13 protein-coding genes and 1 tRNA gene are annotated in these 13,150 nt (G+C 54.9%); 10 read left to right on the forward strand and 4 right to left on the reverse strand.

The genetic code is table 11. The annotated features are described in order from the left end of the window. Window positions 1-156: 156 nt before the first annotated feature. Entirely contained in the window at window positions 157-411 is a 255-nt protein-coding gene (locus tag ACK2SD_RS01405) for a helix-turn-helix domain-containing protein (RefSeq protein WP_412461172.1), read from the reverse strand. Between the two features lie 100 nt (window positions 412-511). Between ACK2SD_RS01405 and ACK2SD_RS01410 the strand changes: the two genes are divergently transcribed. The 5 genes from ACK2SD_RS01410 (at window position 512) to ACK2SD_RS01430 (ending at window position 4,371) form a co-directional block, all read left to right on the forward strand. Next, a complete protein-coding gene (locus ACK2SD_RS01410) occupies window positions 512-1,051 on the forward strand; it encodes a hypothetical protein (RefSeq protein ID WP_412461173.1) in 540 nt (179 codons plus the stop codon). 277 nt (window positions 1,052-1,328) lie between these two features. Beyond that, window positions 1,329-1,637 carry a hypothetical protein gene (locus ACK2SD_RS01415; protein WP_412461174.1) on the forward strand — a complete coding sequence of 103 codons (309 nt, stop codon included), beginning with the start codon at window positions 1,329-1,331 and terminating at the stop codon, window positions 1,635-1,637. 780 nt (window positions 1,638-2,417) lie between these two features. Beyond that, entirely contained in the window at window positions 2,418-2,816 is a 399-nt protein-coding gene (locus ACK2SD_RS01420; RefSeq protein ID WP_412461175.1) for a hypothetical protein, read from the forward strand. A 15-nt stretch (window positions 2,817-2,831) separates the two neighbouring features. Next, window positions 2,832-4,079: an IS256 family transposase gene (locus ACK2SD_RS01425; RefSeq protein ID WP_412461176.1), complete on the forward strand. Its 1,248-nt coding sequence runs from the start codon at window positions 2,832-2,834 to the stop codon at window positions 4,077-4,079. A gap of 4 nt (window positions 4,080-4,083) precedes the next feature. Continuing rightward, window positions 4,084-4,371 carry a hypothetical protein gene (locus ACK2SD_RS01430; protein ID WP_412461177.1) on the forward strand — a complete coding sequence of 96 codons (288 nt, stop codon included), beginning with the start codon at window positions 4,084-4,086 and terminating at the stop codon, window positions 4,369-4,371. Between the two features lie 44 nt (window positions 4,372-4,415). Here the strand turns inward: ACK2SD_RS01430 and ACK2SD_RS01435 are convergent, their stop codons facing one another. After that, window positions 4,416-5,066 carry a hypothetical protein gene (locus tag ACK2SD_RS01435; RefSeq protein ID WP_412461178.1) on the reverse strand — a complete coding sequence of 217 codons (651 nt, stop codon included), beginning with the start codon at window positions 5,064-5,066 and terminating at the stop codon, window positions 4,416-4,418. A 685-nt stretch (window positions 5,067-5,751) separates the two neighbouring features. On the opposite strand from ACK2SD_RS01435, the gene ACK2SD_RS01440 reads away from it, so the two are divergent. The 4 genes from ACK2SD_RS01440 (at window position 5,752) to ACK2SD_RS01455 (ending at window position 9,574) form a co-directional block, all read left to right on the forward strand. Then, window positions 5,752-5,979: a hypothetical protein gene (locus tag ACK2SD_RS01440; RefSeq protein WP_412461179.1), complete on the forward strand. Its 228-nt coding sequence runs from the start codon at window positions 5,752-5,754 to the stop codon at window positions 5,977-5,979. A 10-nt stretch (window positions 5,980-5,989) separates the two neighbouring features. Continuing rightward, window positions 5,990-6,553, forward strand: a complete 564-nt coding sequence (locus ACK2SD_RS01445; protein WP_412461180.1) for a hypothetical protein — start codon at window positions 5,990-5,992, stop codon at window positions 6,551-6,553. 441 nt (window positions 6,554-6,994) lie between these two features. Beyond that, complete coding sequence (locus ACK2SD_RS01450; protein WP_412461181.1) at window positions 6,995-8,389, forward strand: J domain-containing protein; 1,395 nt, start codon at window positions 6,995-6,997, stop codon at window positions 8,387-8,389. A 309-nt stretch (window positions 8,390-8,698) separates the two neighbouring features. Next, window positions 8,699-9,574 (forward strand): hypothetical protein, encoded by an 876-nt coding sequence (locus tag ACK2SD_RS01455; protein ID WP_412461182.1) that lies wholly within the window; start codon window positions 8,699-8,701, stop codon window positions 9,572-9,574. 251 nt (window positions 9,575-9,825) lie between these two features. Here ACK2SD_RS01455 and ACK2SD_RS01460 read toward each other — a convergent pair whose 3' ends face one another. Together ACK2SD_RS01460 and ACK2SD_RS01465 are read right to left on the reverse strand one after the other, a co-directional pair. After that, the gene (locus ACK2SD_RS01460; protein WP_412461183.1) at window positions 9,826-10,908 is read right to left on the reverse strand and encodes a site-specific integrase; all 1,083 of its coding nucleotides are present in this window, start codon (window positions 10,906-10,908) and stop codon (window positions 9,826-9,828) included. A 105-nt stretch (window positions 10,909-11,013) separates the two neighbouring features. After that, window positions 11,014-11,090 (reverse strand) — tRNA-Arg (locus ACK2SD_RS01465). A gap of 496 nt (window positions 11,091-11,586) precedes the next feature. Here ACK2SD_RS01465 and gabD point away from each other — a divergent pair. Further along, the gene (gene gabD / locus ACK2SD_RS01470) at window positions 11,587-13,029 is read left to right on the forward strand and encodes an NADP-dependent succinate-semialdehyde dehydrogenase (protein ID WP_039581491.1); all 1,443 of its coding nucleotides are present in this window, start codon (window positions 11,587-11,589) and stop codon (window positions 13,027-13,029) included. Window positions 13,030-13,150 lie beyond the last annotated feature (121 nt).

Raw genomic sequence — 13,150 nt, forward strand, 5'->3', positions numbered from 1 at the left:
AGGGCCATAGAAGCGAAAGAGGGGGGCATCGTGGTTTTTGGCTAACGTTAACTTTCGCGAATACCTAATGAACACTCAGGAAACCACAATGGCCAACAGCTTGTCTTGACAGCTTTGCACCGCGCTACTGCGCAAGCTTCCTTCAGGGATGCCCATCTATGAAGTCTTGCACCTGAGGGCTTGCTCGAAGGATTTGCTAAAGCTGACCAGATCGCTACCCAAGACTTGGCACAAATCACGGAGCTGGACCAAATCCAGTCGTCTGACACCTCTTTCCACATCACTCATGAACGACTGCGGCCTCGCTAGGGCGGCAGAGCACTGGGCCTGGGTCATCCCAGATTCGACGCGCATGCGCTTGAGCTCCTGCAGGAAGATCACATGCTCGCGTCGATAGATAGCTTTGGTCATAGCCGTATCCGTGCGAAGGGCGGCCAACCAAGCTATATCTGCTTTTGGGATATCTGATTTTCAGTTATTTTGAGATTGTTCAGTTTGTCTGGGAGGCTGTATGAGACTGGTCTGGGAGCTGTTTCGAGTCGCGTGGGCCGTGGGGTGCGTGCCGGTGGGTGTGCTCTTACTGGTTGTGGTGGTTTTCTCTGGCTTCAACCTGCCATTTTTTCTTGGGTTCACCAGCGGCGAAGACCCCGCAATCCGCTGGCTGTTCTGGGCCCTGGCCCTTTATTTTGTTGGAGGAGGGTGGCTGTTCTATCGAATCAACCAAAGCTATGCCGAAAAGCTAAGGAGCATGGCCGCTGGTTATCGAGCTGAGGGATTCAATCCTGAGGTAGAGGTGTACGCAAAAATCAACGATGCGTACGTTGGTGTCGATCTGAAATCGAATCGGTTGCTAGCCTATCCAGTAGGTCGCGAGGCCCACTTCTTCCGATTAGACGAAATTCGTTCGTGGCGCATCCTGCCCGTGGGCAGAAGCAATCACCGACTTGAGCTGTTGACCAGCGACCTGAAGATCCCGACGTTCAGCCTAGCGCTGAGGTCGTCTGACGTTGCCAGTACTGAGGCGCAGTTGCGTACCGTCTTCGACACCTAAACTGCTGAAGGAGCCTTTAGTTATCCACTCGGGGTGGCCTAATGAGTGACGTGAGCGTTCATAATGTTTGGCATGCGGATATCGTCCAGCTGAAGAGGGCGAATGTCACCATGCGGTTGGCCAACCAAGCGCTGGCCTCTAGGGACCGTGCCAGGTTGTACGCGCTGGGCTTCTCACATGCTCATATTCGAGAGCTGGAGATCAACGGTGGTTTCCGGTCATCCTCCATTGGGCAGAACACTCGATTGATCAATCTCCTGCAGAGAGGGACTAGCTAATGCTGACTGATTACGAACCGTTAAAAATTGCCTCTGGGGTCTTGGCGCGTACGACCATCGATTCTGTCCTCCAGTCGACCTCGTATCACGCACGTGGTTGGCAAATCCTTGACCGCTGGGCACTCAGTTCTTCTGGGCGACTTCGTGAGCTTGAAGCCGATGGCGAGTTGTTGTTGCTGGAGCGATTGCTCGAACAGCAACGTCTGGAGCAAGAGGCGCTTGCATCGCCTTACGGGCTGGCGCAGCGGGCTCAAGGATTGGCTGAGCATGAGATTCTTGCTCTGTGTGGCATACCTGATGGTCTGTGACAGATCAGCTTCAAGGGGAAAAACGAACACCATGAGGCTTTTCGCTTCAACGGGTCTCGGGGCTTGCCCTGAGCAGGGACGGTAGGCAAAGCAAGGGAGTGGAACGACTGCCGCTTTGCCGGTTGTACGTACGCCATTAATGGCGGGAGTACAAACCCTACCCTGTCCTGATTCCAGCTAGCTTCGACGTAACAACTTCGGGAATAGGCGAGTGAGTTTGCGGGTTGCAGGTTCATAAGGATGCCAAGTTCGAGTATGCGGAAGCAGCAAGAGCATCCTTTGAGGGATGGTGGCGGGGACGTGGCCGATGAGTAAGCAGAGACTCGTACGCGTACATGTTCGCTACCCTGGCGGTTTACGGTATCTGCAAAAAACAGGACCTCGATAAATTTTCTGAAGAAGCATGTTGAAGACGATTGGGGGCAACGGTTAAGTAGCGGGAACGGAAGATTTTTGCCTACCGCTAGCGCACAAATGACCAGGTACGAGGTGCAGTGAGATGGTGACTGAGTGGTTGAAGAAAAATTGGCGGCTGGCATTGCGGTCAGTGCAGAAAACCGAATCTGACAGGAGTGCTGTATTTACCAGATGCGGTACACCCTTGGTTTACGCTGGCGAGCTTGAGATTGTGCCCAGCTTGCTCCAGGGCACCCGTCCCAACGGTGGGCAGGTGATGACTGCCCAAAAGTGAACGAGGGCACCTTGTCTGGGGGGACGAACGCCACAATTGAAAGGCAGCATCGCTTTGACAGATCAGCGGAGTGATCGAACAATAGCTATATGAAGCTAAGTACCCAGGATATTGAGCCAACTGAAGCCCTGCAGGCTGTCTTTCATGAGATCAGGCATCATCAAGACACCGGCAGGAAAAACTTCGTGGTCCGTGTGCCCATTGATTTGATCGAGTACCTGTTCACCGGGATAGGCTTGAAATCAGGCATGTCTAAAGTGAAGCTTGAACGTCAGCTTGCTGAGCTGAAAGTGTCCGGCTTCGGAGATGCTAACGGTCGAGTGCTCAGGCGCTACCTCAGCGGGCAATCACGCATGGCTTGGGATACCTTCCAGCGTTTGGCGTTTTGGGCATTCACGAAAGGTTGGATATCGGACTGGGTTTTTCGAGATGTCCTCATGCGTGCGCATGTGGGTATGTCAGAAATTTTGTGTTCGGGCATAACATGAGCAAGAGGTGCATGTATGCCAACCAAGAAGAAACCCCTGCGCGACCTACCAAAAATCCCCAAGGAGCTGCTTGAGCAGTTCGGTGAGGGCCTGATGACTGCGGAGGCTATCGAAGACGTCTCTGCGGCGTTCAAGAAGGCGCTCATCGAACGAGCCTTGAACGCCGAGCTCAGTCACCATCTGGGCTATCCGCCGGGCGCGCAGCGTCCAGAGGATGGAACCAACCAGCGCAACGGCAGGACTGGCAAGACGGTTCTGACTGGAGAGGGGCCGCTGCGGCTGGATATCCCCCGTGATCGAGACGGTAGTTTTGCGCCCATCCTGATTCCCAAGCATGAGCGCCGTTACACCGGCTTCGATGACAAGATCATCGCCATGTATGCCCGAGGCATGACCGTTCGGGAAATTCGCGCATTCCTCTCTGAGCAGTACGGAACGGATGTTTCGCATTACTTCATCAGTTCGGTCACGGCCGAGGTGATGGAGGAAATCGGCGCGTGGCAACAGCGGCCGCTGGAGCCGATGTACCCGGTTATTTTCTTTGATGCACTGCGAGTCGAGATTCGCGAAGAAGGCCTTGTGCGCAATAAAGCGATTTACTTGGCGCTGGGCGTTCTACCCGATGGAACGCGCGATATTCTCGGGATCTGGATCGAAAATACCGAAGGTGCGAAGTTCTGGATGAAGGTCTTCAATGACCTCAAGACGCGCGGCGTTGAGGATGTGCTGATCGCCGTCACCGACGGCCTCAAAGGGATGCCAGAGGCGCTAAGCGCCGTGTTTCCGGCCACCACGCTGCAAACATGCATCGTCCACTTGATCCGCAACAGTCTCGATTATGCGGCGTGGGATAAGCGTCGTGATCTGGCCAAAGCGCTCAAGCCGAGCTATCAGGCCATCAACGCCGAGGCGGCTGAGCAGGCACTGGATGCCTTTGAAAACGGCCCTTGGGGCAAACAGTACCCAATGGTAGTTGCGGCATGGAGAAGAGCCTGGGATCGAGTGATTCCATTCTTTGTCTTCCCGTCAGGCATTCGAAAAGTGATCTATACGACCAACGCGATCGAAAGCATCAATGCCCGGCTACGCAAGATCATCAAAACGCGCGGTCACTTCCCAACGGATGAGGCCGCCACCAAGCTGATCTGGCTGGGGCTGCGGAACATCACGGCAAACTGGGGCTCAGCGGCCCATGATTGGAAAAATGCGATGAATCAATTCGCGATTCTGTACGGAGATCGATTTATCAGGCCGACCTGGTAGAAGCATGGCCAGCCTGACGGCAGGCCGTTATCGGCCCGCACACAAAAAATCTGACACTCTCGCGCATGTGCGAGAGGCAGCCCAGCTCAGCGCTCGAAAGATAATCAATCGGCTAAAACGACAGGTCTCGGCGAAAATCCTGAATGAGCAGGACATCGTGCAATGCTTTGACGATGCCTATCTGCTCAAACAGCAGGAGCGAGAGCAGGGACTGGTTAGCCGCCTTCGTGTCGATTCATCCAATCGCGAATTGGCACTGATCCTAGGTTTCGAATCAGTCTCGGACGAATGACAGCAACCGTAGCCGTCACCCCCGCATTTCTCGCTTGAACGAGCTCACCGCCTTGAGCCGTTGGCTGAGGGGGCGTTATTCAGGTGCTCTGCTAAGTACAGCGTGAGGGCCATTGCGTTTTGTGGCTTGCTTGAGGCCGAGCGGTAATTTTCAGCCATTGCGTTAACGACCACCTGGGCCGCAAAGCGGAGCTTACCGCTGGTCATGGCTTTGACTATTCCCCTGTGTACATCTGTGTGGTGTTCGGAAGGAATGCCCGACATATCCAGCTCACGAGAGCCCACACCCGACGTTTCGGTTAGTGATTTCTGTTGAGATTTGTTGTTAGGCCGGACATTGGTAGATAGGGTATCGATACCGCATTTCTGTGGTATGGGTACCTCTCCAGTTGCACGTGTACGGTCTGGTTGCAGCAATTCCTCCACCAGGTGTTGCTGATCGCCAGTTAGTCGATCTTTGAAGTCATTCAGGAATTCATCAAGCCATTCGCCAGGTATCCGACGGATTTCTCCGATCGCTCTGTCTCTCAGCTTCGGCCCCGTTACTTGACTTGCCGAGTGGTGGTCCCACCAAAGGCGCACCCAGACAACGAAGCGGTTGTGGTCATACCTGACAAGGTCTCCGTCCTGCAGCCGATGGATGACCTGTAGCCATTGATCTGCGTCCAAGCTCAGCGCCCGCAATTCGCGGTACAAGCGGGTAGACACCTGTGATGTTGCTGTCAGGCGCGGTCAATAGGTGTAGCAATGCAACCTTATCTTCGGTTGTGCAATTCAGGAGGCGTGGCGAGCGCCAGAAATTCTGATCTCTGATGGTTCTCTGTCTGCCCATGATTATTGCTCCGCGGTAGACAAAAATAGGAGTCGGATCGAGGCATCGATCATTGCCGTGCCTCCACTTGTGCCTTTTTCGTAGGCCGGCCCGTGCGTTTCGGCTTTGAAAGCACAACCTCTCTTGGTGGCTGATGCGGGCTACTTGTATCCCCGGTACGCATCCAGGTCCTGAGGTCTCCGAGTCTCCACCTAAGCCTCGATAACCCATGTACAGGCTCAAGGCCGGGCAGTTTGCGCTGGCGTACAGTGAGTACGCTGAACCCGGTCAATGCGGCGACCTCTGCAACACCCACGAGAACGTCGTCGCCGAGCTTCTGTATTTTTTGGATGGTTTCGTAATCTACTGACATCTGGCTATCTCTCAATTGATCTGAGAGGTCAGTTTTTGCTTGTGGCGAAGCGATCAGGTAGGACAGATTTTTAACCGGATCTTCGCTTAGTGATTTCAAGCGGACCGCACTCGCTGAGTAAGGATCCCACGACCATCATCTCTCGCTGATCCTCTACGCCTGAGGTTTGGGCGGTTAACGCTGCGCAACGACACAACATGCTCGAGTCGCTGAACGACTGCTACTGCAATCGGGCGGCGCTGATGAGCAGCCAGATGCCGGTGGACAAGTGGTACGCGCAGTGGCGTAACGAAATTGACGGCGGCGGGGGCTTCAGATTAACAATGCCAACCACCTACGTCGATGCACTCCTACTGCCAGGTCGGGCGGCCGGAAGCGTTGGGATCCGCGCTGCAGGGACGGTGGTGGATTATGTCGCCAAGTAAGGAGCTAAAGGTGGAAATCGAAAGCAAGCCCTGGCATGTCGCATGTTTCTTGACAATCGTTATGTCGATTGCCACTGGCATAGGCACGGTGTGCTCGTCATACCTTCTTTTGACCGTAAAAAACGAGGAAGAGGTGAGTCGGGCTGAGATTGCTAGGAAAGCAAGAGGGGCAGAAATGCATTGCGACAAACTGCGCGAGGCGGCTTCACTAGCGGCTGAAATCGAATTCAGTGCCGATAGGGGATATCCCAACAGGGTCAGCATCGGTGACCTCCTCGCTGGAGAAACATTTGAGCAGCATCAAAAGGTTCCACGTGAGGTGATCATCGATGAGCAGTTGGCGTACGAGAAAAGAGCATCCGCGCTTGTACCAATGCTCACCGAGAACGAGGCCAGCATTCTCAATAGAGTGACGCTGCACCATTACGTCGTTACGAGTTTGCGAACCAGTAAGGTCCCGCCTGAGTTGCGAGCATCTCCCCGAGAAGGTGGATTTAACGCAAATGAGGAGTTGCAAGGTATTCGCGACGGCGGAGCTTTGCTCGCGGCTACCTACAGGCAGATCTGTACTTAAGTGCGGTAAACCCTAAAAGTGGTAATTGCGCTGATTTTCCCCCTGTTTGCATTCGACTTGGCCAGCACCGAATATGACCAGCGCACAGGTACGTCTTGACCGGCAGGAATCGACCCATAGCGGAGACTCACGATGGCCAGCTTTGGCTTGCCGGAGATCAATCCGGGGGCAGGGAAATGCCATATCTCGTAGCTAAACCTGTGCTCGCTACAAGCTCCAGGGTGCACCTTATGTCGATACACGCCTCGACGCATGCATTCTGTTCTCGCGGTTAAAATAGACGCTTCAAGTAGCTATTGGCTATCATAGGGCATACCCGAGAATCGGCATTTTTCGGATCGCTCCCCCAGTGCTTTCAAGCCACTGGCTTGCGATTGAGGGCGCCCATTCGATCTGAGCCACACTTGACTGCTAGCCAGCAGGCATGACAAGGATCGTTTCATGCACAGCGACAAAACCGACCCTAATGGTTTCTATGCAGTCCTGGGCGTTACCCCCGCGGCCACTGATGAGCAGATCAAGGCAGCATATCGCAGGCGTGCAATGGACCTGCACCCGGACCGTAACCCCGCGAAAGACACCACTAAGCAATTTCAATTCCTGAATGAGGCTTACGCAGTCCTTTCAAACGCGGAGTTGAGAGCCGAGTACGATCGAGGGCGGCCCGACGACACAAGCGCCGAACCGACATCGCCTGCGATCCCGGACCCTATCATCTGTACGATCTGCGCAAAGGTTTCAGCCCAGCCTAGGATAGTGGTTTTTCGCTCCGTGAAAAGCTTCCTTTTGGTGACTCTGCGGAAGCCTATAGCTGGTGTCTACTGTAGTGACTGTGCTCAGAAGCAGTCGTTGAAAGCGTCTGCAATCACATGGTTGCTGGGTTGGTGGGGCTTTCCGTGGGGGCCGATTTATACGCTACAGGCGCTCGTGACGAACATGTTTGGAGGTACGCAGCCACCTCTTGAGAATGCCCGGATGCTGGGCTACCAGGCTTACTATTTCTACGCGATTGGACGGCCCGACTTGGCACAGTCACTTGCTAAAAGCGCGGTGAAGTACTGCAAGAAAATCCCAAGCGAATCGAGCCCTGGAGGGGCATCAATCAAAGAGAGAGAGAGCCTAACCGGCAACCTTGAATTGTTTATGCGGGAGCTAGGAGGCCACACCGAGGCCAAGCAGCTAAAAAGCAGCTGGGGGCTGATCCATAAGCGCTTCTTCATCCATTTGGGTGCAGTTGTCGTCGTAGGCTTAGGGATTGCCGTTGCTGTGATCAATGCACCAGCATCTCATCAAACCCCGCCGCGAGGACCAATGCCCTACTCAGCTCAGCCTATAGCAGCACAATTACCAAACGACCCTAACGGAAAAGCAGCTCAAAACAGCCCTGCCGCAGCGCCAGCAAAGGCAGTCGCAAGGCAGATGTATGTCAGGCCTAAAACAACTCCAAATGGCAGGCCATGGCCGAAAAACGCGGGTTATCTAGCAGGCGAGGCTCAAACCCACACCTCCGGTCATTCAGAGATCACAATCGACAATGGGCGAAACAGTTCGGATGTCTTTCTGAAGCTTGTGGCGCTACAAGGGACTGTGGCTCGTCCGGCACGACAGGTATTCATCCCAGCGTATAGCAAATTCACGATCAAAAACCTCACGCCGGGCCGCTATGATGTTCGCTACCGAGATCTCAACTCCGGTGGATTATCTCGATCGGAACCCATGCAATTAACTGAAAAGACTACGTATCGCGGTACTGAATACGCCGTGATCACACTCACCCTCTATAAAGTCGTGAATGGTAACGCAGCGACCTACGCGCTATCTGAGGATGAATTTTAGCTCAGAGGTTGGCTTGCGAATCGCCAACACATTCAAGACGGATAGCTATAGGCATTGCTGGATCGATGCGGGGCGGGGCACATAAATCTTGCTTAACCGACCTCTGCTTCTGGCCAATTACTGCTCTCAACAAAGGGCAGCATTGGGTCCATAGCCTCATCGTAGACTCTACTAGTTGTATTCGGAGTCCGTAATTTCGTTCACTTTTTTAAAGTAAGCGCGGCATGAGCGGTACGACTGATTTTAGAGGAATTTTTAATTTGATAAACCTTGCCAAAACTAAGTGCTGGTAAGAACTTGGGGGTTGAGATGTTCGACGGCGGACAGAATAAAATTGATGAGGTAGTAGACGATCCTGTGCACTATAAGCAGATGCAGCGCGATCGCCTAAAGAAATTTTTCATCGGGGGTAAGGATATATCTGGGCACACAATCGTGAATGTTTTTACACGAGGGGACGAGTTTGTTGTGTACGCGATAGCTGATGCCGATGAGCCTGAAACATTTAAAGTTTATGTTGATACAGAGATTGAATCGGATCCGCAAGGTGTCATGGGAAGACTTGAGTCGATAAAAGAAGAGCTAGCAGATTTTAGATCGATCTTGCACAAAGGGGTACACGATAAGTCCATAAAGCATCGTGCGGCAAACGCTGTTTCTACCGCTCTTCGTGGAGATCCTGAAGGGGCAAAAAAGATATTTATAAAGATACATGAGCAGGTAAGCAAAGAATATCTTGTAGTGCAAAGGGGAAGGGTCCTTTACCTTTCTGGGGCATTTTCTTCGGTGGTAATACTGGTCTTGCTTGCTTTGATATTGTACTCGGTCCGAAATTCAGGATTTGCACAAAACGTTGGCGTGATTAGGGAGTTTTCCTATGCTGCGTCTTTTTCTGCACTTGGCGGGCTTCTCTCAATATCCCTGAACTTGAAGTCTATCGCTTTTGAACGGGAGTTGCAGCTTTATGCGTATTTTGTTTATGGAGTTCAGCGTATTATTTTAGCCGCCCTGGGTGGTGTTTTTGCATATGTTGCGGTAAAAAGCGGCCTAGTGCTTGGTCTCGTTCTGACATCTGCTGAGCCTATGTATGCAATGCTAGCCGTTTGCATAGCTGCGGGATTTAGTGAAACACTTATTCCAAATGCGCTCCAAAAGCTTGAGTCTTCTGATTTAGCCGGTCGGTAGACAAGCAGGTCCCTACCATCCCTAACTCTGATCTATCGATGCTATGCACAGAGGCGAAGGTGGCTATGCCACCTTTTTTTGAATGTCCGCTAGGGGTCGATTCCTGCCGGTCAACACGTACCCGTGCGCTGGTGCATCCGATGTAAATAGCTGGTCAAGTCGAATGCAAGCAGATGGTCAAGTAGGATGTAAACGCATGGTCAAACTAGGTGTAAGTTCCCAAAAAGAATTCGTTGACGCGGCGAGGGGCGTCACGCGAGCTTCGCTGCCAGTTCCTCCGCCGTAATGTTGTAATATCGCTTCAGCATGTTCACCTCACGGTGCCCAGTCACGCTGGCTAACTCGATGAGGTTTGGCAGTTTGGTGGCAAGCCGACAAGTAGCCTCGTGCCGAAGGTCATGAAAACGCAGGTCCAGCAGGAAATTCTCTTGGGGCACCACGCCAGCTTGATCGCAGTCTGCCAAGTACTTTGCCCGTGCACGCTCCAGACCTCTTACGAACGCCTTTTTGAGAGCATCAGCGGTGGTGGGGAAGACCCGACCGCACAGGGAGCGCGGTAGTCCTCTCAACAGATGGATGGCATTGGGTGAGAGCGGGATCGTCCTTGGCAATCCATTCTTGGTCGCTGGCAAATGCGCGGTTCTGCGATCTAGGTTCACATGCTTCCAGCGCAGCTCGAAAATCTCGCCACGGCGCATGGCCGTTTCAATCGCCAGTTGCACAATGGGGCGTGTCCAAGGATTGTGAGAGGCATCAGCATAAGTCCCGTCTGCACGACGTTCGCAAAGCTCCAACGCGCCGAGGATGTATTGCTCTTCAACCGGATCGAGCCGCCGTGAGCGTTCATCGTTGTAGCTTGGGCGGCTAACCATCCTCACCGGGTTCTCCGCAAGATGAATACCCCACTCGCGGCGGGCGACCTCAATCACGCACTGGAACAAAGCCAGCTCACGCTTCACCGTATTGCCCTTGCGGATCTTCAGGCGCTCATCGCGGTAGCGGGCAAAATCTGAAGAGGTGAGGGTGGCGACGATGCGCGTAGCCAGCGGATGACGCTTGAGTGCTTCCAGGCGTTTAATTTCCGAATACGCGCCTTTGTGCTTCGGAGCAATCTCGGAGATGTAGCGATCAATGAGTTGATGAAAGGCGGTGCGTTCAGCCTCGACCCGAGAGACAAAGATGCCTCGGTCGATTTCGCTTTCGATCATGCGTGCCCAGGCTTGGGCGTCGGCTTTGGTTTCGAAGGTTTTGCGCTGGGCTGGATAGCCCTTACGGCGAATTTGCGCTTCCCACTGATACTCGCCGCGATTCCTGATTGTTGCCATTTCGACCATCCCCGCCACACTTGAGTGTGGCAAATTTGTGGTAAAAACGACTTTCAGGACTAGGACAGGTTTCTGTCAGAAGCGCTAACCCCTTGTGACACAAGGGAAAGAAGATGGCGCACTCGGCGGGATTCGAACCCACGACCCCTGCCTTCGGAGGGCAGTACTCTATCCAGCTGAGCTACGAGTGCAACGCGGGCGCCATGATACCGGTCTGTGTCGATGGCGTCCATCGCCTTGATCTCTGGCAGGTTTTCCCGCAGCGCCCGGGTGGTCATCGAGCTGAATGAAACGTGTCAGTTCACCGTATTAAGGACGATCTCCGGATCGTAGCTATAAGCACCCATCCAGGGACGGTTTCACGCGCCTATCACATTTGCGTCAACCCGCTCATTTAACCTGCAGGCAGTGTTGCCGTCGGCAAGCTCGTCGCTCCACCTCCGGCCCGTGAACTTCCCGACTGGACGCCACTCACCGCATTTGCCCATTCGTTCTTTTTTTCGAACAGGCTATTGTCCAACACCCCAGCAGCCGCTTAGCATTCGTTTGAGATTTCAAACGCTCGATGCCCATATCGAACACCGATTCGACCGGGTGCCAGCATCCATGACGGTCGCCTTAGCCGGCGCCTGAAGCACAATCAACCATTCGCGCCGTGCGTGTACGGTGCGGTCAAGGGAAGCCGACATGCAGCTCAAAGACGCTCAGTTGTTCCGCCAGCAGGCCTTCATCAACGGTGAGTGGCTGGACGCGGACAGCGGTCAGACCATCCAGGTGACCAACCCGGCCACCGGCGATGTCATCGGCAGCGTGCCGAAGATGGGCGCTGCGGAAACCCGCCGCGCCATCGAGGCCGCCGACAAGGCCCTGCCGGCCTGGCGCGCGCTGACGGCCAAAGAGCGTTCGGCCAAGCTGCGTCGCTGGTTCGAGCTGATGATCGAGCACCAGGACGACCTGGCCCGCCTGATGACCACCGAACAAGGCAAACCGCTGGCCGAAGCCAAGGGCGAGATCGCCTACGCGGCGTCGTTCATCGAGTGGTTCGCCGAAGAAGCCAAGCGCGTCTACGGCGACACCATTCCTGGCCATCAGCCGGACAAGCGCCTGATCGTCATCAAGCAGCCGATCGGCGTCACCGCCGCCATCACCCCGTGGAACTTCCCGGCGGCGATGATCACCCGTAAAGCCGGCCCGGCCCTGGCCGCTGGCTGCACCATGGTGCTCAAGCCCGCCTCGCAGACCCCGTACTCCGCCCTGGCCCTGGTCGAACTGGCCACCCGCGCCGGCATCCCGGCGGGCGTGTTGAGCGTGGTCACCGGCAGCGCCGGCGAAGTCGGCGGCGAGCTGACCGGCAACGCGCTGGTGCGCAAACTGTCGTTCACCGGCTCGACCGAAATCGGTCGCCAACTGATGGAAGAATGCGCCAAGGACATCAAGAAAGTGTCCCTGGAGCTGGGCGGCAACGCGCCATTCATCGTGTTCGACGATGCCGACCTGGACAAGGCGGTCGAAGGCGCGATCATCTCCAAGTACCGCAACAATGGTCAGACCTGCGTCTGCGCCAACCGCCTCTACGTGCAGGACGGCGTGTATGACGCCTTCGCCGAGAAGCTCAAGGCGGCGGTCGCCAAGCTCAAGATCGGCAATGGCCTGGAAGACGGCACCACCACCGGCCCGCTGATCGACCACAAGGCCGTGGCCAAGGTCCAGGAACACATTGAAGACGCCGTGTCCAAAGGCGCCAAGGTGCTGTCCGGCGGCAAGCTGATCGAAGGCAACTTCTTCGAGCCGACCATTCTGGTGGACGTGCCCAAGCACGCGGCCGTGGCCAAGGAAGAAACCTTCGGCCCGCTGGCCCCGCTGTTCCGCTTCAAGGACGAGGCCGAAGTCATCGCCCTGTCCAACGACACCGAGTTCGGCCTGGCCTCCTACTTCTATGCCCGCGACATGAGCCGCGTGTTCCGCGTCGCCGAGGCGTTGGAATACGGCATGGTCGGCATCAACACCGGCCTGATCTCCAACGAAGTCGCGCCGTTCGGCGGCATCAAGGCCTCGGGCCTGGGTCGCGAAGGTTCCAAGTACGGCATCGAGGACTACCTCGAAATCAAATACCTGTGCATCAGCGTCTGATGCGCTAAGGGATTTACCTCGCCAGCGGGGCGCGAGAGCGACGTCCCGCTGGTTTTTTTGACAGCGCAGTACCTGGTGGCCAGGGCGTGCGCGGCAGTCGATCAACGAATACTGTCCGCCG

The organism is Pseudomonas sp. SC11 (assembly GCF_047039205.1).
In the GTDB taxonomy this organism is placed as follows: domain Bacteria; phylum Pseudomonadota; class Gammaproteobacteria; order Pseudomonadales; family Pseudomonadaceae; genus Aquipseudomonas; species Aquipseudomonas boreofloridensis.